Raw genomic sequence first — 20,138 nt, 5'->3', positions numbered from 1 at the left:
AAGAGCTAGGATAAATTTCCTAGCTCTTCTAAAATGATAAAAGTACTTCTATTAAATAAAAAAGCATCACAGTTAGGCAAACTAACTGTGATGCTTTTTTATTGGCTATGGTTGGTTATGGAAATTCAACATCGAATGAACCATCTTCTGTTTTTACCAACTCGGATAATAATAAATTTCTGACTGCTTCTAGATAAATGGCTTCACGCATTTCAGTAAAAGAACGATGTGCTTCTACTTGAAATTCATAGATGGGACGATGTTGTCCCCAGTTTCGCCCATTGATGACTGTTTTCAATTGTTGCAGGTTGTCTGATTGTTCGATCCAAAGAGTATCTAAGGCTTTTAAAAGAATGATTCGCTTGAAAAACAGCTGTTGGAAACTATCTGGCATAAATTGATGAATGTGAGTCAAACGCTCTGAAATCAGATCCAATAAAAATTTTTTGACCGTTCGCTTATTAAATTTATCTAGTTTCTCGATTTCAAAAACATCAAAATTATAGTCCAAATTATTAAAGATAAAATCAAGGATCGTTTGTTTATTTAGGTTCTCTTTTTTAGTGATGAGCTGATTGATTGCTTCTTCTATGCATTGATTAATGATATTTTCTAATTCAACCGGAGTGCCTGTCATAATTCTGTTTCTCATGCTGTACATTTTGTCTCTTTGAATGGTAATGATTGAGTCAAATTCAAGCGTTGTTTGACGTCCGGCAATTTCTTGATTTTTGCGATTGCTTTGAGAATGATTGATTAGTTTATTGTATTTTTTCTTTTTTAAAGGAGTGAGATCATTGGATAATTCTTCTTGTTCAGTTAATAATTTTCGTTCGTCGGCGGCCCATTTGGGTGCACTTTCAACCACGATTTTGTCTTCCATAGATACATAAAAAATGCTGTCACCCGGATCTCCTTGACGTCCAGAGCGTCCACGAAGCTGATTGTCAATTCGGTCACTGGTCATCCGCTCAGTTCCTACTACTAATAGGCCACCATTTTCCCTCGCATCTTGTTCAAGTTTAATATCTGTACCACGCCCAGCCATTGAAGTAGCCACAGTTACGGCACCTTTTTTACCAGCTTCTGAGATGATCCAGGATTCCTTGGTCGCTGTTGTAGCGTTTAAAAGATTATGAGGGATTCGATGCTTTAAGAGAATCAGGGAGTATAACGTCGACATTGAGACTGATCCTGTCTCAATCAATACGGGGCGTTCTTGCGTCAAAGCATTTCTTACTGCTTCTAAAGAAGCCATGATTTTCGACTGATTGGTCACATAGACCAGATCCTGATGATCTTTTCGGCGAATGGGTTTATTTGTCGGAATTTCGATTACGTCAATATCATACGTTTCTCGAAATTCGTCGGCGTCTGTTTTGGCAGTACCAGTCATTCCAGATAAAATTTTAAATTTTCGGAATAGATTTTGGTAGGTGATGGAGCCCATGGATCGGCTCTCTGTGGTGATTTCTACACCTTCTTTCGCTTCGATTGCTTGATGGAGGCCAGCTTGTAGTTTTGTTCCAATCAATTTCCGTCCATTTGCTTCATCAAGTAAAAGAATCTCATTGTCTTCCACAACATAGTCTTTGTTTAAGTGTAAGAGATAATTGGCCCGTAAGGCAATGACTAAATGACGATAAAGATTTTTCCATTTTTCTGAAAGAATAGTTTCAACACCTAAATAGTCTTCAGCTTTTTGAATGCCTGCTTCTGTAAACCAAGCATGACGTTTGTTTTCACTTCTCATAAAGTCTTTACCTTCAATCAAGCTTTTCACAAACCAATCAGATAACGTAAAAAAGTTCGACTGAACTTTGGGTGCTCCTGAAATGATCAATGGTGTTTGCGCCATATCAAGTAATATTGCATCGATTTCATCTATCAGTACATAATTGAAGTGGGTGACGTATTGTTCGTCTGGAGAAACAGCCAAGTTGTCAAACAAATAGTCAAAGCCCAGTGCGCTATGCGTAGTATAGACAATGTCTGCTGCATAGACCACCTCTTTATCGATTTCTTCTCCTTCATCTTCATGTTCAGGAACACCTACAGCTACGGATAGTCCTAGAAAACGATAGACTTTTCCTGTTTCTTCAATATCTCGCAAAGCTAAATACGTATTAGAAGTAATCAAAAAATTGCCTTTGCCTCCCAGGCCATGTAAATACATCGGCATGGTTGCGGTCAATGTTTTTCCTTCTCCAGTTTTCATTTCAGCAACATTACCGTAAAAAAGAGCAATTGCACCAAGAATTTGAACAAAATAAGGCTCCATTCCTAGGACACGACGGTCTGCTTCGACAACTACAGCATAGGCTTGCGGGAGTAAACTCTCTAGTTTTTTGCCCTGTTCGAGTTGTTGTCGAAAATGAATGGTTTGCATTTGCAATTCTTGATCTGACAAATGTCGATAGTTTTCCGCGAGACTTTGAACTTTTCTCGCTAACCGAATATACTTGCGAAACTTTTTATCTTTCATTTTTATTGATCCTCCTTTCAAAAACTTATATTGCTTATGCCTTAATCAGCAATGCTTTCTAATTTAGCACGAATCATGACGTCGTCTAGTTCCAAAAGATATTCCCTCATCAAATCATTGGCTTCTAAAAAAAAGACGATTTTTCCCTTCTGAGTAACTAGTTTCATTTCTCTTGATGCAATAAGTGGTTCCTTATTTTGATCAAGCAGCGCTTCACCAGAACTTGTTACGAAGTGAAGCGAAAACGTATAGGTTTTGGTGGTATCCATATTATAGTAGGGAAATTCACCTTGATAGATAGAATCTTGATCACCTGCTTCCAGAGAGTCTTCAGTTCGCAAAACGACAGCTTTCAATTCTAACTTAGGAGTTGTTTCAGCGTCAGGGGCTCTAGATTCTGTAGTCGGTGTTTCGTTGCTTGTTAAGTTTTCTTTCAAAAAAAAGATACCTCCTACCAGCAAAACAAGAGGTATTATGACTTCAATTAGCTTCTTCATATAAAATCCTTCTTTATGGGAGATGTTTTTAAGAAATTCTTCCGTTTTTTCAATCCACGTGTTTTTCAGATGATCATCAAAAAATGAATAGCTACTTTCTAATTTGAATTTAAATCGATAATACCACAATGACCAACATCACCTTTTCCTTTTTTTTTTTCATTTCAACAAAAAACAAGTACAAAAGGCAAATTTAAAACTGATAATATTTTATTAAACATTGTAGATTAAAAAAAAGTAAGAAAATTGGAGATAAAAATGAAGAATCAAAAAGAACTCATTCAAAGAATAGTAGCGAGCTTTTTTCTTTTGTTCGTCGTTGAGATAGGAAAGCATATCCAGGTTCCATTTTTTGTTTCAGAACAGATACCAGAAGAATCAACAAGTTTGATTTTGAAGTTTTTAGCGACATCAACCGGTGGGAATTTCACTGTTCCGACGCTTTTTTCTTTAGGAATGGGCCCGTACATGACCGCTCTGATCATCTGGACGACAATCAGCATGATTGATACAGAAAGTATCGGAAATCTTTCCACCAAACGAATTGGTTATATTCAACGCTGTTTGACTCTTTTATTTGCTATCCTTCAAAGTTGCGCACTAGTCTTAAAATTTCGTTCCTCGATGATTGATCAAAAAGCTATTGGAGGTTCTATTGTCCTGTTGTTTTTAGGAGCAGTTCTTGTATTGTCTGCCGGGGGATTGTTCGTTGCATGGCTAGCTGATATCAACATTGATAAAGGAATCGGAGGTCAAAGTCTGTTTATTGTTCCAGGTTTACTGATGAATATCCCAGCTATGTTAATTTCGGGACAAACAGAATCTGTTCATTTGAGTCAAAACTTTCTTATCGGGTTAGTTATGTTGACCTTGGTTTTTATTTATCTCACACTGTTTCTTTACAGTGCAGAGTACCGTATCGATATTGAGCGGACAGGTATCGACAGTCGCTTTAACAATTCGTATATTCCTATTCGACTTTTACCTGCCGGGGCAATGCCTTTTATGTTTGCAGTAACCGTCTTTTCAATGCCGCAGCTTTTACTATTGAACGAAAAGTGGGGGGACACAGGCTTTTCGAATTTTATTACGACTTACTTTTCATTTAATAATGTGCGGGGTGTTTTCACTTATGGTCTGATTCTCTATGTTTTAGGTTACGGATTTAGTTTTATAAATGTTCGACCATACGATATAGCGAAAAATCTAAAAGAGACAGGAGATTATATCTTAAATGTTGCTCCTGGTAAACAGACAGAGCAATATATATGGAAACGCTTGTCGACCGTTGCATTGCTTGGCAACAGTTACCTTGTGATCATTTCAATGATTCCTTTATTGATTGGATTGCAAAATCAAATTATTTCCAACTTAGCTTTTTATTTCGGAAGCATTTTTATGTTGATCATTATTTTAGAAACTATCACAAATGAAATACGGTTCCTCTTTTCCAGACATACTTACCGGATTTTTTAGAGGATGTTAGGAGGCAATTCTTTGAACTATTTTATTCCTGATTGGACGAGTAGTAGCGGCAATTTAGAAAGTGATTACATGATGAATATCATTCAGCTTTTCAAGAACAATCGAGAACCGTATCACTTATTGTTATTGGAGCATATGCCGTTTTTACGTTATCAGATGCATGCATATGAATTAGAAGCAGCGCAAATGACTTCACTTTATGATTGCTTGCAAGACATTCAAAAAACCAATGGATTTCCCTTAGATGTCGATGACTTGCCTCTTGCTGAGAATGTGGAGAAGGTCTATACACCTTTTGGGATCACACTGATTAAGGAAAATCAACCATTTGGTGAAATTCGGTTCAATACATTTGGTTTTGCAGAACAGATGTATTTAATGACGGAACCTTATCGACATATTCTCTTTTTCGATGATCGGGGTTTTATTTCTGCAAAATCGTTTCAGAATGACAAAGGGGAACAAGTAAAGAAGATTTATTATAACGAATCAGGAATAGAAAAATGTGTGGAATACTTTGGAGAAAATCCACACGTTGAGCTGATAAGTCCTCAAAGAATTGGGCTAAAGAAAAGTCAGTATCGAAGCATGGATGAACTTCTTTTAGAGATGATGAATCAATCTCAACTGAACCTTGAGTCAGAAGATCAAATAATTTGTTTGACAAATGAGCGGAGTCTAAGATTGGTCAAAACGAACGAGGAACGAAAAAGAGTGATCCAGATCGTTTCTGATGCCCACAGACTTTCAACTTGTGCATCAGATGAAAAAGCAGAATTATGGGCAGGCGAAAATAAAATTATTACTGATTCGACTAGTAATCAAACAGCGCTTCTCTCTTTAATGAGACAGTCCGGTATTAATGACCTATCTCGGATACAGCGCATACCTATTTACACAACTTCTTTTCAGCTAGGCAATAGCAACTCCATTCCCCAGCTGGTTCTTTATTGGAACGCCGGTGAGCTTAACGAAGACGTTCGAAGAATCCATCATCTATTACTGCAAAAAGTTATTCAGAATGATCGTTATGACTTAATCATCGAAACAACGACATTCCAAAGCGAAGTCGTTTTACGAGAAGCACAAAAAGAACTGGTTGATACTCATTTCGGTGTCGATAGTGAATCAGAGGAGTATCAAAAGGTATTAAAGTATTTTGAAGCAAAAAAGGCAAAAAAGTTATTTAAAACGGATGAAGAGGCGATTGAAGAGATTCGAGAAAGCAAAAATTGGCGAAATCTAGTAGAGGCAGTTGATGTCAATTTTAGGATTCACTTTCGTTTGGATTCTCATCTCACCGCGATTCGTCAGGATTTCAATGAGACACGGTTGTATATTGATTTGTCTGCTGAAGTTGATGTCCAGAAACAAGCACTAGCTGTTAGTGCAGGGATTCCTCAGCTTGTTAGGAAGAAAACCGATTATGTGGATGACCAAAAGAATGGGCAAATCATTGGTCAAATTAGAGAATTAGATGCAGCAATCGCTTTTTACATGGACGATTTAAATAATTGGAACCAAGCATTAGTGGAAAATATTAGTTATATTGAGCATTTTAGTGAGGAAAATATTATGAAACAATGGAGGGAGTTGCTAAATGGTGTCGTCTAAACAGATTCAGGTATTTCATATTGCAGCTGTTTCTTCCGAGTGGCAAAAACGGCTCTCTCCTTTGTTTGCCTATCAGTGGCTTCCATTAGCCTATGATTTCAGCAAAGATGAGCAGGAGCTGCAGCTGTTTAAGAAAGACAAATATAATAGCAAATATCATCGGGCAATTTTTCTTCTAGAGGAAAATGCCGCAATTCTTGAAAATTTTGAATTTTTAAAACAATTGCCTGCCTACCAAATATTTTACGAAGAAAATGATCGACTATCTCCAGAAATTCAAGCGCTTTTCACATTAAAAGCAGCGAATCGCTTTGATAAAAAGCAGCTAGAAAATGTTTTTCGTATGATCAATGAGCAATTTTCAGCAAAGCAACAAGGATATAAGCTGTCTATGGATCACATGAAATTTAATAAAGATGTTTCGTTGCAGATCGCTAAAGAAGGACATGCAGCCTGTCAGGTAAAGGCGCAATTGACATCAGACTATCAGCAAATAACTACTTGGAAAATGACTAACCTGATTCCTAAAAATGAACGCACCTGCTTTTATCCGGAAATCGCAAATATCGAAGGAGAAGCGATTGTGAAGATCAAACTCTTTTTTATTAGAGAAAACACGAATCAAGTCATCCAAGTGATTGAGATTCTTCACGATCAAATCATAAATGGGGAACCGATTTACTTCAAATTAGATCAAAATTCATACATCAATGTTTCATTGTATGCCAAAGGAAATCGAGGGCAATTTACGATCGGGCAGATGCACCTGCGTAGAGCAATGGCGGATGAAAGTGTCATGATTCCAGGAGGTGGTCGGATTCGAGATGAAGAGAATCTGGGGGGAGAAGTGATCTATTACTTTAACCCGGGAGATTTAAAACCTCCATTAGCGGTTTATTTTTCTGGCTATCGTTCAGCTGAAGGTTTTGAAGGCCGTGGGATGATGGGAAGTATGGGCTGTCCTTTTCTGCTGATTGGTGATCCTCGTTTAGAAGGTGGAAATTTCTATCTAGGCAGCCAGAAATTCGAACAAGAAATCGTAGCGATCATCTTAGGAAAACTAGCACTGCTAGGTTTTGAAAAGTCAGATCTCATTTTATCCGGATTGTCGATGGGAACGTTTGGCGCGCTATATTTTGCTAGCGATTTAAGCCCAAACAGTGTCATCGTGGGAAAACCGTTGACGAATCTTGGTTCCATTGCTCTAAATGAACGCATCAATCGACCAACTGGATTTCCAACCTCATTGGATATGCTGCTTTACAATATTGGGGTTGTTTCAAAAGAAGCGAGCAGTCAATTGAATGAACGGTTCTGGAGCAAATTTAAAAGTGGCGATTATCGTGAGACGACATTTGCTATCGCCTATATGAAACAAGACGATTACGACATGGAGGCATTTCCAATGTTGTTTGATTTTTTAAAAAATAATTTCCCCATGACTCGTGTTCTGTATAAAGGCATGATCGGCCGACATAACGATAATAGTCCCGCCATCAATAGTTGGTTTTTGAAACAATACAAAAATATTCTTGTGCATACATTTCACCGTGATATCAAGAAAATATTATAGGGAATGAGGGAGTCGATGAATAGTTTATATCGTATCAAGTGGGGGATCGACTTTAATGACAATTATAATTATGGCGCAAAAATAGCTTATTTGCCCTCTGGGGAGGTCTCTTATTCTTCTCCTTTGATGCCTCCCGGCGTCAGTATTAAATCTTGGTATTCGAAAACAGAATTTCATATTAGTCGGAAATCACCAATGCTGCCTATGTTACTGCCGGGACACAAGTACGAGTTAACACTTCATGCTGAATTCGATCGTGAGGAAGCAGTACAGCTATTGATGGAATTTTTTGATAAAGATGGGTTTTTTCTTGAAAAACTAGTCTTCGAAACAAACCAGGAATGTTTTCTCTTTCCCAAAGGTGCCACTGATTACCAGATTCATATGGTAAACAAAAAGCATCAAGAGATTCTTTTTAAGGAATTGGTTTTATCCACTAAGGAGAATCAAGCATTTGAAGTGGTTCCTATAAATGCAGACACTGGAGCAAACGAAGGCTCAAACATAGCTACCAGCGTTGTTGCGGTTACACCGCTGGTTGAGAAACATGCTGCATTATCGGTCGTATTTGAAAAACAGAACAGCTATGTCAAAGAATATGCACTTTCAGATTTTGAAGCAGGATTGTTTGTTGAACCGGATATTAAGGCTGCATCATCGTACTTGGAGGCATTGCTTGAAGAAATCTACCAGCGAAGCGACAGTCCTGAAAAAATCAACCTTAAAATGGGACAAAATTTTTCTCTGCTGGAATCTTGTTGCCACGAAGATTTTTCTGTATTAGCTTTATTATTTGCAAAGCCAAATGAAGAAACTGAAGCACCCGAGCTTATGGATCGTTTGCAAAAAAAGATCGCACTTAATCAAAGGGCACTAAAAGTTTTAGAGAATGTAAAAGAAAACAGGAAGAAATCAACCTAATAAAGAGGGGGACATCATGAATTTTTTTGTAAATAAAGCAATTGGGATTGGCAATTCTGGTGTGGAACATGCACAGTTCTATCGTGCTGCTTGTTTTGATAGAAAAAAAATTCCCTATAAGTATATTTTTATGGAATTAGTGAAGAATCTCCATGAAGCCATGGCAGCTTGGAAAATACCAGATGATAAAGTCATCTCCATGTGGGAGTATTTTGCACTAGAAGGTGATTATTTAAGGAAAGGGGCTAAAGCAGTTTTTACTGCACAACAAGATCTCTTAGTAGATGCTACGAACACACATAGAGTCAAAGAAACTATCACATCCTCAGGATTAAAAATCGTAGAGCATATGGAAAAATCTCCTAGTCGAAAAAAAGAAGGCTTACTGCTAGTTTCGGATTATCGGGTAGAGATCTTTGACTATCGAACGAATCAAAGAAAAATCATGTACAGTTACCAAAATGATCCGCATCGAGGAAGAGTAATGACGAATATTCATTTGTTTGCTTTCAAAGGCAAACATCGTTTCTTTAGAAATGAGGTCTTATTGCAGCGATTTTTCTTTAAACAACTGATAGAAGAATTCCCAGAAACCAAAAGTATCATCATTGATCGGGGAGAGGAAAGCGAGGCTGCTTTGTATGATCATTGTCCTCCGGAAATCAAATTGATTGAGATTGTTCATGCCGATCATTTATCTGATCGTGACGTAGCTAGCGCACCTCTTTGGAACAATTACTATGAATTTGCTTTGACACATTTGGAACAAGTCACTCATATCGTTGTTGCGACAGAATTGCAAAGGCAAGATTTGTTGATCGACTTTCCAAACGAGTCTCAAAAAGTTGTCACGATCCCGGTGGGAGGGATTCGTGATATGACAGAAGACTCATTTGAAATAGGCAAACAACAGGCAGAGAAGTTTGTGACGGTCTCTCGTCTGGCATCTGAAAAGCACATTGATCTTGTGATGCGGGCAATTGCTGCAGCAAAAAAAGAATATCCAACGATCTCTTTAGACATCTATGGTCAAGGGGGAGAAGAAGGCAAGTTAAAAGCAGTGATCAAGGAGTTGAATGCAGAAGAGTACATTCGGTTAAAAGGGCATTCTCATGCAATCAATGAAGTATATCCTGATTATGATGCATTTATCTCTGGTTCTTTTTCAGAAGGTTTCGGATTGACTTATATTGAAGCTTTAAATGCAGGATTGCCAATTGTAACCTTCAAGGCTCGTTTTGGGGCCATGGAGTTGATCAAAGAAGGAGTCAATGGTTATTTGAAAGATTTTTCTAGAACTGATGAAGCCTATACTATTCAGCAACTAACAGATGGCATTCGTCAGTTGACTGCTTCTGATTTAAACCAACTTAAAGCCAATACCCGCAAGTCTGTCCGAATGTTTCAAGACGCGATAATTGCAGAGAAATGGAGTGAGTTGATCGATGCATTATGAATTAGTCACCGTGATCCGACCAAATGACCGAATTTGGATGGCACAAAAATCACGAATCAAAGAAGGAAGTCAGGTGTTGTCCATCTCACCGAGTCCAAATTTCCAAGCAATGCTCCAAAAAGAAGCATTGCAGGGAATCAATATTTTAGATCAAGTGACACAGCGCAGTCACGATCCAGAAGCCTTTCTGTTTTTTAACCAAGTACCAACAGCATATTGTACAGAAGTTTATATGAACGAGGATCGGACCATTTCGTTGATCACTGATGGAGATGAAGTAGGTAAAGTGAGCTTGTATCCAATGACTAGAAGACATGTGAAAGAAGTTCGATACTTTTATCCTGATGGCACGACAGATTTCATTGAAGAATATGCCGCAGATGGGAAATTGTTCTCAATTATTTATTACTGCAATGACCAGGTCCAAGAGATTGCTTTTTTCAATGATCAGCAACAGAGCATCTTGAATTACTACTTTTATCAAGGAACCATCAATTTGGTCACGACTCGTGATACAGAAACATTCAAGGTAACTCAAAAATTTAACACAACACTTGATTTCATTCGGGATCAGTTAGCTTTCCAGTTAACAGAAAATGATACAGTTGGCATTTCGTACATGGGATTAGAATTATTTTCTCTAGCAAAAACCAACTCAATAAATACACTTTATCTGGAAGAATCGCCGCTTGATGGCAAAGGGAATATCAAAGGGAACTTAATGAGTATTTTAGATGACCGCATTCCTTATATTCATAAGGTAGAAGTCGATCAAAAGAATTATCAGTTGTTGGCAAACAAAAATGTATGCATGGACAAAGTTGTGTTGAAAGGATGAAGACAAAATGAAAAAAATGAAAGCCACTGAATTGTATGAGCAAATTAAGTTGTTAATAAAAGAGAACAGTGGGTCCATGCTCACTTTTGAGAAGGAACAAGAGGAAGCAAAGAAACTTTTTGCTCATCGAAACGAATTGATTGATCAGTTGATTCAAATCAATCAAGAAATGAAAGCAATGATGAATCAGCCAGAAAACGACATCGATCTAAATGTGATCCAAACGTTAAAAAAACAATTCAATGCATCTTTTGAGCAGCAGCAGGAGGAGCAAAATAAATTACAAATGATTTATGAGAAGCTCTTTTCTGCTTATGAGGTTGAAAAGCAAATGCTTCGAACCTATTTTTTGAATGAAACCGAGCAGATCATTGATCGGTTAACCTCAACCGTCGAAAGACAAGATAACGATGTGAATCAATTGAGTCAAGAGCTGATTGATGAGCTTCGAGCAGTGGAAGTAGCAGAGGTAGTGAATGAGATGGCTACAAACGAAAATGAACCAGTAGAAAATGTTTCAGAAGTGAGTGAGTCACTACAACTGGCAGTCGATCAGAACCAATAGATAAACCAGTTTTCTTCATAGGTGTTTGCCGAAAATAAACTGGAAGAGGTGATATCGTTGGCGAATAATCAGCTAGAAAAAACGATTCAAGCGGGATTTCAAGAAGAACGAGAAAACGTAAGAAATCACTCAGAAGAAAAGAAAAAGGGCAAAGCGATCACCATCGTGCTTTCCTTAGTTATGTCGATCGTGATCCTTGGATCGTTGGTTTATTCTTTATTGGAAGCATTACAGAAGTAAGAATAAAAATAGGTCCTGCATTTTAGAAAAAAGGATTTGAAAAATATGGAAACTAGATTACTAAGCGTTTGTCGATTAATTAGCACGATCAACCCAGACTTAAAGATACCTGATACATCAGTCGTTGCTGTCAATATTGATCGCGAGAAATTAGAAGAGATACGCAAATGTAAAGGACTATCTGTGAAATCTTTTGAAAGAAAGATTGGGTTATCTCGCTCACGGTACTATAGATGGGTACAATATGAGATCGACTTGCCCTTCGAATTGGTTGTTGGCATCAAGAAAATGTTGAGCATATCTGATACCGAATTGTTAGACATGTTTGCAATGTCAACAGATGAACAACTTCATCTATTAAGTGTATTGATTTATAGCTCTTTATCAACGAAAGAGGACATGTTTGTTACCTTTATGAAAGTCAGAAAAGAGTTAGAAAAATTTCGCTCCTCTACTGAGGATAATACGATGTTTAAACTTATGTTAGCCTATTCTGACCTCGTATTTGGTTGTATGAACCAGAAAGTCCCGGATGCAAGTTTAGAAATGCTTGAAACATTTTTTCTGGGAACTGATTTTTATACATTATTTGACAGCCTTTTATATTTAGCTACATTACGCATCAAACAGCGCTATGGCTTGCACGCTTCATCTTTAGAAAAACAAATTTTTTTGTTAGAGAGCTGCATTTTAAAGAAAATAAATTCGACTGATTTTACGGAGCTGCGGCCAGTCTTGGTAGGCGCCGTACTAGATTTATCAGAATGCTTGGTAGACATCCAACGATGTGATGATGCGGTTCAATTACTTCAACATGCAAGTCGTTTAATGGAAGAGCATTGGCATATTGATGTCTATAATCAGACAGTTCTAAAACTAGTCAAATATCTGCTGCTTACAAGGAATACTGCCCAAGAAGATCCAGCTGTACAACTGTTTTCTAAAAATTTGAAGGGGGCAGAATGGTGCTTACCAAAAGATGAAGTGATGTTTGTGCGGGCAATGATGGAAAAGGAGATGGGGCAAGCGTGAATCGGTGGGTGACGACGATCATTGAATCGAATGCAGCAGATTCAGTCAAAAAAGCGAAAGTAGATGTTTATCACATTGCCAATGGGATGGATTATCAGCCTTTATATATTTATCGTTATATCGATGAGAATGAAGATGATTATGCACTTATGTCAAGGATTGATGGCATTACAGCTGGTGTCGCTTATGAAGATATCGTGGTCTATCAATATCCAAGTTATAACGGAGCCCATTTTGACCGGATGTTTTTACAAAGAATGAAACAAAGAGGGATTTACACGATCTTATTTATCCATGATGCCGAGATGTTGCGTGGAAAAGTCGATTTTGATGAATCTGCTCTTTTCAATGAAGCTACATTATTAATCGTTCATAGCCAAGCTATGCAGGTAGCACTAGTCGAAAGAGGCGTGACACGGAAAATGGTCCAAAAACCATTTTTCGACTATCAGCACCAGGGAGTTAGTGTCAGTCATGAAAGACCAGAAAAACGTGTTGTCTTTGCAGGAAATTTGGCAAAAACCCGTTTTCTACAGAAGTGGCCCAATCACACGGAAATACTTGTATACGGCGATAAAAACGACAGTCAATTTGGTCCAAATGTTCATTATTGTGGTGTTTTTGAGCAAGAAGAACTGGTTCGTAGGATGGAGAAAAGTAGTTTCGGACTTGCGTGGGATGATAAGTTGCCTGATGGTGGTGACTACCAACAATATACGAAGTATAATGCCCCGCACAAAATCTCGTTGTATCTCTCGTTGGGAATCCCTGTCATTGTATGGAAAGAAGCAGCTATAGCAGAGATGGTACAGAAACTGGAACTTGGCATTACTATCAACGCGATTGAAGACATTGATCATCAATTAAGTGAGTTAACAGATGAAGAGCTGCTGCGGATAAAAAATAATGTTCTTTCATTTAGTTGTTTACTGCAATCAGGAATATTTACTAGAACGGCACTGATGGATTCAGAAGTGAAAATACTCCTAAGCAAAGGAGCAAGTCAAGCATGAAACAATCGATGAGTACAAAGAAGTTATCCGCAATCGTTCAAATCAGCGAGCTAGACCAGATGCTGGCCGATTTGAAACAAGCGATCGAACAACGAGATAGGAAAATTGCACAGTTACAACAGATGATTTTAGAAAAAAAACAGTCAGTCATTGGGTATCGCGATCTTTTTGTCTTAAAGAATAGCCAAGATGAGTTGAGAGAGCTATGTCAAAAAATTGACATACAGCTGGTCAAAACTAATGAACTTCTACGGCATATCCGTAATACAAAAGCTATTTTCAGCGATTTGTTGTTTTTAGAAGCAGAAGTCAATGAGCAAAGGGAGAGAATTCAGGAACTGTCCAATGCATTCTTTATCCAAGAAGTGACAGGAGAATAGAGAATGAAGCGTCAATAGGATGGTATGGAAAGCTGTAAGTCATGATCAATAGGGAAGTTAGGGGGATTAGTGTGAACAAAATCATTGCGTTAGACATTGATGAATTTCGAGTAGGCGTTGTTGGCTACGGTTATCAAGATGTCAGAAGTTCTGTTTACTCAGAAGTCAAAAAAAATAATCTACAATATCTTTTAGGAAAAAATAATGAACCGATCTACCTAAAAAACAAAATAGGGAAACGAATTCTTCTCGAGGGCAGCGAGAAAGAAATTACTTGGGGACTCGACAGGTTGTATAGTCGACGATCGGAAGCCTACCAAACATTTGGGAATCCGTTGATAACTCTCGGAGATCAAAAATTTAAGACATATATCAAAACGATACTCTCTTATTTAGTAGAGAAAAGCCCCTCACTTTTTACCGAAATTGCAGAGGATTGCTTTAGCTGTTCATTATGCATTGGAGTAGCAACAGAAAGTTTTGACCGGCTTGCTGACATTGAGAGACAACTGGCGGATGAATTCGAGACCGTTGTTGATGGCACTCACTATCGGATTCGTATCGAGCGAGTAAAGCTAATTCCAAAATCTCTAGCCACAGTTTTTGAAAGCAAACGAAATGATATTCATTTGATGTTAGGCGTGGAAGAAATCCTTGCTGGGTTGACCTATGTCATTGAAATCAATGATCATTCTCTCACTTGTGACAGCTACGAAAATGGAGAACTAATCAAAAGTTCAAAAGTCGCAGACGGCTTGTATGAATTGGCAGGCAACGTGGTACAAGCTTATCAAGAAAATGAGGGGAATCATCCGGCACCAATCTTTGAGCTGGATCATGGCGTCGTCTACGATATGCTTGTCACAGCTAAGAAAAACAATCCATTTATTGTGACGATCAATGGACGTCAGACAATAGATTTAACTGAAATCGTTAGTAAAGAGACGACTGCTTTGACAGATCAATTGATTGAGTATGTAAATAGTGATCAAGATATTCAATATGCTGATACAATTCTAGTCAGAGATATTCCTTCAGCAGCGATCAACGAAAACACAGTAAATCAGACACTCATCAAGATGGGGCTATCTTGTAAAGTATTTAACAATAAAAATGCTCTTGGTGTGTATCTCTTTGGGGAGTTGTTCTGGAAAAGTCAACTGAATGCTTCGACGGATCACTTTGAAGATAACAGTCCATTTCCAATGAAGCCAGACGGTTTAGAGACGAAAGTGAATGCAGAACCTTTACCAGTCGAGAAGGCCATCGAATCAGCAACTAACCAAATTGATGCTGAGTTGCCAGAAGCTACCAAGCAAAAGAGTCATAATAGAAGCTTATCAGTAGAAGCAATTTTTGCGGAACAGTCTGAATTGCTCGACTTCTTGATCAACAACGATAAAGAGTAGTCAATTTGGTAAAGAAAAAGTGAATCTTCTGCAAACAACGATATCCATTCCTTTTTCCAAATGGACAGCTTTTTTACAATATCAGAATATCAGACTGCGCAATAAAATCTTTCTCTCATTGAGATTGATGTGTTAGGCAAAATCAAATTTGGGACTGAAGAATCAATTCTGAGTAATCAGTCCCAAAAATGATAAAGACGTTTCTTTGTACAGTAAAAATTAAGAGAACTTATAAATAGAGAGAAAATAACAGTAAGATTTTAAAGAATCTGCTAAAATTTTTGTAATCGAAAATGAAAATAATATGATTGTTTATGAAAATTTTCATTTTTTATTTACAATTATTATTTTTTGACTAGTGAAATTTTAACGAGTTGCTAATCACTGCTGTTGCTCAAGAGTTTTAAATGAAAGAACTTTTATCACAAACAAAAGATTCTTTCTTGATTTTGAGTATTTGTCATGAAGAAATTGTTCTGCTCTTTTTTAAAACTAAAGAAATTCTATTTCATTTTCACAAGTTCTCCTGAGAGCAAGAATCATTTTATGATTCTTGCTTTCATTTTTTTCACATAAACAAACTTTGAGGTATTTTGCATTTTGTCTTTTTTCCGATTAGGATAATCACCTGAGTAAAATTTGTTGTTTGGAGGAAGAAAAATGCTTACTTATGTGAAAAAAATAGCTTACCCAATTTTCATGTTATCCTTGCTTGTCATGTCGTATGGGACGCCATTGTTACCAGTCGTTACAGCTCATGCAAACACCGAGGGAAGCACCAAAACAGTCCTATTTCAGAACGAAAAAGGCACAGCGCAAGTGACCTCATTACCAGATCCTACCACAGGGGAGATCACTTGGAGCATCCAAGTTGAAAAAAACCAACAAGCAGCAGCTAATCAACTGGCATTCAGCTTGAGTGAAGGGGAACAAACGATTTTGCCGGAATCAATCCAAAGCAGCGGCACGAACTTTACATATGATTCGCAAAGACAGCAGTTGATAGAAGAAACTGCTAGCAGTTCCTTTAGTCAAATGACGCTAACGTTTCAAACTAAAAGTCTTCAAACATTGACAATCAAATCAGCGTTTCTTCAAACAGATGAAGAAAAGGGTCAAGTGAAAGAAGACCTCATCAACGCAACCGATGTAGCAGTTGTTCTACCTGAAAATCAATCCACAGAAGCAACGAGTACCGAAGCCGTACTTTCTGATAATCAGGATCAAACAGAGGCTTTTGAAAAACAGATTGTAACAACAAGTAGCGAGTCACAACAGCAAACGGCGTCAAATACTGCATCAACAGCAATAGAATCAACACCTGATACCCAAGCAAGTGCACCAGCAGCTTCACAACTTTCAAATGGCGGCATTTTTAAAAATGATGTTCCTGAAGTTGATGACGCCCTTCTGGGAGAAGCCCAATATTTTCATATTTTTGCTAACCATGCGACACTAAATACCCATACGAATGGAAACTTAGCAGTGGGAGAACTAAATGGAAATGTCAATTTTGGAACCAGTATTCAGGATGGTTCGTTGGCAACAGAAATCAATTACATTCAAAAGGTCAATACGATTGCAAATTCTTCTTTTGTGTCAGGAACGGATAGTAGAAAAAACAAAGTTGTTTTTGGCCCATCAGTCACAGTAGATTTAGCAGATCAAAATCAGCAACCTGCCGTTTTTGTAAATGGTCAGAGAATGGATCACTTGAAGACTTCCGAAGTTTTTCAAGATCCATCCGTAAGTGAACCGTATATAGATTTTGGAAAGGTATTTTCAACGTTACAGGCGACGTCAGAAAGACTGGGAGCTTATCCGCAGACACCCGGTGTAACCAAGGAGTTCACTGATAATAATCAGCGGGTCATTGATACTACCAGTGCTGAAAATGATACTCAAGAGGTTGTTTTGACCTTAACGGATGAAAAAGGAAAGCCGCTTGATGACGGTGTCTACGAACTTCAAAATAAAAAGACACATAAAGAGGTTGATGAAGAGATCACAAATGATGATGGACAAGTAATCGAAACGGATCTTCCAGAGGGAGAGTATTCCTTTGTGGAAACGGAGGCGCCAGACGGCTACCTGATTGATACGAAACCCATCTCCTTTTCAGAAGATCCAATTGCGAAAGAAGACCAAAAGGTAGTTGTTTCTCTTTCAAAAACAGAATTAGAAAAAGATACGCCGATTACTATCAAAGGGCTGACAAAAGGCACGTCTCCTGTGCTCATCAATGTGGATACCGAAGGAGCAAGTACCGTTAATATCAAGTCGCAAATCAAACTAGAATATACGGATGGTACGTCTCGTAATAGCCATGAAACAGAAGAGTTTGATGATGCTGTTATCTTATGGAATTTTGTTGGCCAATCAGAGGGCCAAACGATTTCGATTAATAGTCCCTTCCAAGGAACCATCTTGGCTGTTGGTGATACAGTCGATGTCCATCAAAATGTTGACGGCAGTATCATTGCGGATACAGTATTGGTCAATGCAGAAACCCATCGCTGGGATCTGCAAGCAAATGAAACAATCGTGCCGACTATTAAACTAGCTGCCATGAATCAATTGCTTTCTTTTGATACAACGACAATCAGCGGGACCAAAACGTGGGACGATTATGACAACAAATTTAATACCCGTCCGGCAAGTATTACGGTTCAATTATTGCAAAACGGTGAAGTGTTCCAAACAAAAACGGTTACCCCAAATAAAGAGGGGGAATGGCATTATGAATTTACGGACCTACCGACAACTGACGAATCTGGTCAGACTTATGATTACACAATCCAAGAAACACCTGTTGAAGGGTATACTACTAAAGTAAACGGCTATGATCTAGTCAACACCTATCGTAACACCGAAACGACAGAAGTATCCGGAACAAAGACATGGAATGACTATGACAATAAGTTCAATACCCGCCCTGAAAGCATCACTGTCAAGCTGATGCGAAATGATAAGGAAATCGACGATCAAATCGTAAAAGCAGATCACCAAGGCAACTGGACTTATCGCTTTGACAATCTGCCTAAATATGATGCCGAAGGAAAAGAGTACACTTACGCGATCCAAGAAGAAAAAGTGTCAGGTTACACCACTAAAGTCAACGGCTATGACCTAGTCAACACCTACCGTAATACCGAAACGACAGACGTAGCTGGAACAAAGACATGGGATGACTATGACAACAAGTTCAACACCCGCCCTGAAAGCATCACTGTCAAGCTGATGCGAAATGATAAGGAAATCGACGATCAAATCGTAAAAGCAGATCACCAAGGCAACTGGACCTATCGCTTTGACAATCTGCCTAAGTATGATGCCGAGGGGAAAGCATATACTTACACGATCCAAGAAGAAAATGTTCCAGGATACACCACCAAAGTAAATGGCTATGACTTAGTTAACACCTACCGTAATACCGAAACGACAGACGTAGCTGGAACAAAGACATGGGATGACTACGACAACAAGTTCAATACCCGCCCTGAAAGCATCACTGTCAAGCTGATGCGAAATGATAAGGAAATCGACGATCAAATCGTAAAAGCAGATCACCAAGGCAACTGGACTTATCGCTTTGACAATCTGCCTAAGTATGATGCCGAAGGAAAAGCTTACACCTACGCGATCCAGGAAGAAAAAGTGTCAGGATACATCACTAAAGTCAACGGCTATGACCTAGTCAACACCTACCGTAATACCGAAACGACAGACGTAGCTGGAACAAAGACATGGGATGATTATAGCAACAAGTTCAATACCCGCCCTGAAAGCATCACTGTCGACTTAATGCAAAACGGTAAAGAGATTGACAAAAAAACCGTAAAAGCAGATCACCAAGGCAACTGGACCTATCGCTTTGACAATCTGCCTAAGTATGATGAAAAAGGTCAAGCATACAAGTACACGATCCAAGAAGAAAAAGTGTCAGGATACACCACTAAAGTAAATGGCTATGACCTAGTCGACACGTACCACAATACTGAAACGACAGAAGTAGCCGGAACGAAGACATGGAATGACTACGATAATAAATTCGAAACAAGACCAGAAAGCATTACTGTCAAGCTGGTACGAAACGGTAAAGAAATCGCCAAGCAAGTTGTAAAAGCAGATAACCAAGGGGACTGGAGCTATCGTTTTGACAATCTGCCAAAATATGATGCGAAAGGTCAAGCTTACACCTATAGCATTCAAGAAGTGGCTGTCAAAGGATACAGGTCAGATGTCCATGGCTATGATTTGATCAATACTTATGTCGAACCAAAAACGCCGAGAACGCCTGAGACACCGAATGATCCTAGCGGTCCCAAAGTACCAACCCCTTCTGACAAGTCTGATAAACCGAAAAAAATAGCCAGAAACGCCGAGCAAAAGCTGGATGACAAAAAGAACCAGACAGAGTCATCACAGACAGATAATGAAAAACGCTTGCCAAAGACAAACGAGGAATCCTCTTATGAACTAAGTGTTTTTGGAGGTATCTTACTCACCATGATTGCTTTCCTATTCTATAAACAGAAACATAGTTAACCAAACAAATCTTTGTACTGCTCCTTCGCTAGAAGTCAGTACAAAGATTTTTTCTTAAAAAAGTATAGGACTTATTTAAGAC

At 38.3% G+C, this 20,138-nt stretch carries 15 protein-coding genes; 13 read left to right on the top strand and 2 right to left on the bottom strand.

The annotated features are described in order from the left end of the window. Nucleotides 1-115: 115 nt before the first annotated feature. Together secA2 and IGI78_RS12145 are read right to left on the bottom strand one after the other, a co-directional pair. The gene (gene secA2, locus IGI78_RS12150) at nucleotides 116-2,485 is read right to left on the bottom strand and encodes an accessory Sec system translocase SecA2 (protein ID WP_194195766.1); all 2,370 of its coding nucleotides are present in this window, start codon (nucleotides 2,483-2,485) and stop codon (nucleotides 116-118) included. 41 nt (nucleotides 2,486-2,526) lie between these two features. Next, complete coding sequence (locus IGI78_RS12145) at nucleotides 2,527-3,111, bottom strand: hypothetical protein (RefSeq protein WP_229045482.1); 585 nt, start codon at nucleotides 3,109-3,111, stop codon at nucleotides 2,527-2,529. A gap of 129 nt (nucleotides 3,112-3,240) precedes the next feature. Here IGI78_RS12145 and IGI78_RS12140 point away from each other — a divergent pair, with 129 nt between their 5' ends. The 13 genes from IGI78_RS12140 to IGI78_RS12080 all read left to right on the top strand — a co-directional run bounded on the left by IGI78_RS12140 (nucleotide 3,241) and on the right by IGI78_RS12080 (nucleotide 20,056). After that, nucleotides 3,241-4,458, top strand: a complete 1,218-nt coding sequence (locus IGI78_RS12140; RefSeq protein WP_194195764.1) for an accessory Sec system protein translocase subunit SecY2 — start codon at nucleotides 3,241-3,243, stop codon at nucleotides 4,456-4,458. A gap of 21 nt (nucleotides 4,459-4,479) precedes the next feature. Then, entirely contained in the window at nucleotides 4,480-6,081 is a 1,602-nt protein-coding gene (gene asp1 / locus IGI78_RS12135; RefSeq protein WP_228079119.1) for an accessory Sec system protein Asp1, read from the top strand. After that, on the top strand, nucleotides 6,068-7,654 hold the full coding sequence (gene asp2, locus IGI78_RS12130) for an accessory Sec system protein Asp2 (protein ID WP_194195762.1): 1,587 nt from the start codon (nucleotides 6,068-6,070) through the stop codon (nucleotides 7,652-7,654). The genes asp1 and asp2 overlap by 14 nt, the downstream gene beginning before the upstream one ends. A 15-nt stretch (nucleotides 7,655-7,669) precedes the next feature. Further along, nucleotides 7,670-8,575 carry an accessory Sec system protein Asp3 gene (asp3, locus tag IGI78_RS12125; protein WP_430618043.1) on the top strand — a complete coding sequence of 302 codons (906 nt, stop codon included), beginning with the start codon at nucleotides 7,670-7,672 and terminating at the stop codon, nucleotides 8,573-8,575. A 16-nt stretch (nucleotides 8,576-8,591) separates the two neighbouring features. Beyond that, nucleotides 8,592-10,031 carry a glycosyltransferase gene (locus tag IGI78_RS12120; RefSeq protein ID WP_194195761.1) on the top strand — a complete coding sequence of 480 codons (1,440 nt, stop codon included), beginning with the start codon at nucleotides 8,592-8,594 and terminating at the stop codon, nucleotides 10,029-10,031. Beyond that, on the top strand, nucleotides 10,021-10,869 hold the full coding sequence (locus tag IGI78_RS12115) for a hypothetical protein (protein ID WP_140966009.1): 849 nt from the start codon (nucleotides 10,021-10,023) through the stop codon (nucleotides 10,867-10,869). The genes IGI78_RS12120 and IGI78_RS12115 overlap by 11 nt, the downstream gene beginning before the upstream one ends. 7 nt (nucleotides 10,870-10,876) lie before the next feature. Then, entirely contained in the window at nucleotides 10,877-11,434 is a 558-nt protein-coding gene (locus IGI78_RS12110) for a hypothetical protein (protein WP_195264634.1), read from the top strand. A 48-nt stretch (nucleotides 11,435-11,482) separates the two neighbouring features. Beyond that, entirely contained in the window at nucleotides 11,483-11,674 is a 192-nt protein-coding gene (locus IGI78_RS12105; RefSeq protein WP_077452924.1) for a hypothetical protein, read from the top strand. A 45-nt stretch (nucleotides 11,675-11,719) separates the two neighbouring features. Further along, complete coding sequence (locus IGI78_RS12100; RefSeq protein WP_140966011.1) at nucleotides 11,720-12,706, top strand: helix-turn-helix domain-containing protein; 987 nt, start codon at nucleotides 11,720-11,722, stop codon at nucleotides 12,704-12,706. Continuing rightward, on the top strand, nucleotides 12,703-13,719 hold the full coding sequence (locus IGI78_RS12095) for a sugar transferase (protein ID WP_195264636.1): 1,017 nt from the start codon (nucleotides 12,703-12,705) through the stop codon (nucleotides 13,717-13,719). The genes IGI78_RS12100 and IGI78_RS12095 overlap by 4 nt, the downstream gene beginning before the upstream one ends. Beyond that, nucleotides 13,716-14,099, top strand: coding sequence for a hypothetical protein (locus IGI78_RS12090; RefSeq protein ID WP_140966013.1), 384 nt, complete (start codon nucleotides 13,716-13,718; stop codon nucleotides 14,097-14,099). The genes IGI78_RS12095 and IGI78_RS12090 overlap by 4 nt, the downstream gene beginning before the upstream one ends. Before the next feature lie 71 nt (nucleotides 14,100-14,170). Next, on the top strand, nucleotides 14,171-15,508 hold the full coding sequence (locus IGI78_RS12085) for a hypothetical protein (protein ID WP_349702217.1): 1,338 nt from the start codon (nucleotides 14,171-14,173) through the stop codon (nucleotides 15,506-15,508). Between the two features lie 660 nt (nucleotides 15,509-16,168). Next, nucleotides 16,169-20,056, top strand: a complete 3,888-nt coding sequence (locus tag IGI78_RS12080) for a Cna B-type domain-containing protein (protein WP_430618042.1) — start codon at nucleotides 16,169-16,171, stop codon at nucleotides 20,054-20,056. Nucleotides 20,057-20,138 lie beyond the last annotated feature (82 nt).

It is taken from the genome of Enterococcus sp. DIV1767, from assembly GCF_050542585.1.
In the GTDB taxonomy this organism is placed as follows: Bacteria; Bacillota; Bacilli; order Lactobacillales; family Enterococcaceae; genus Enterococcus_D; species Enterococcus_D innesii.
This window is presented reverse-complemented; position numbering and strand designations above follow the sequence as displayed.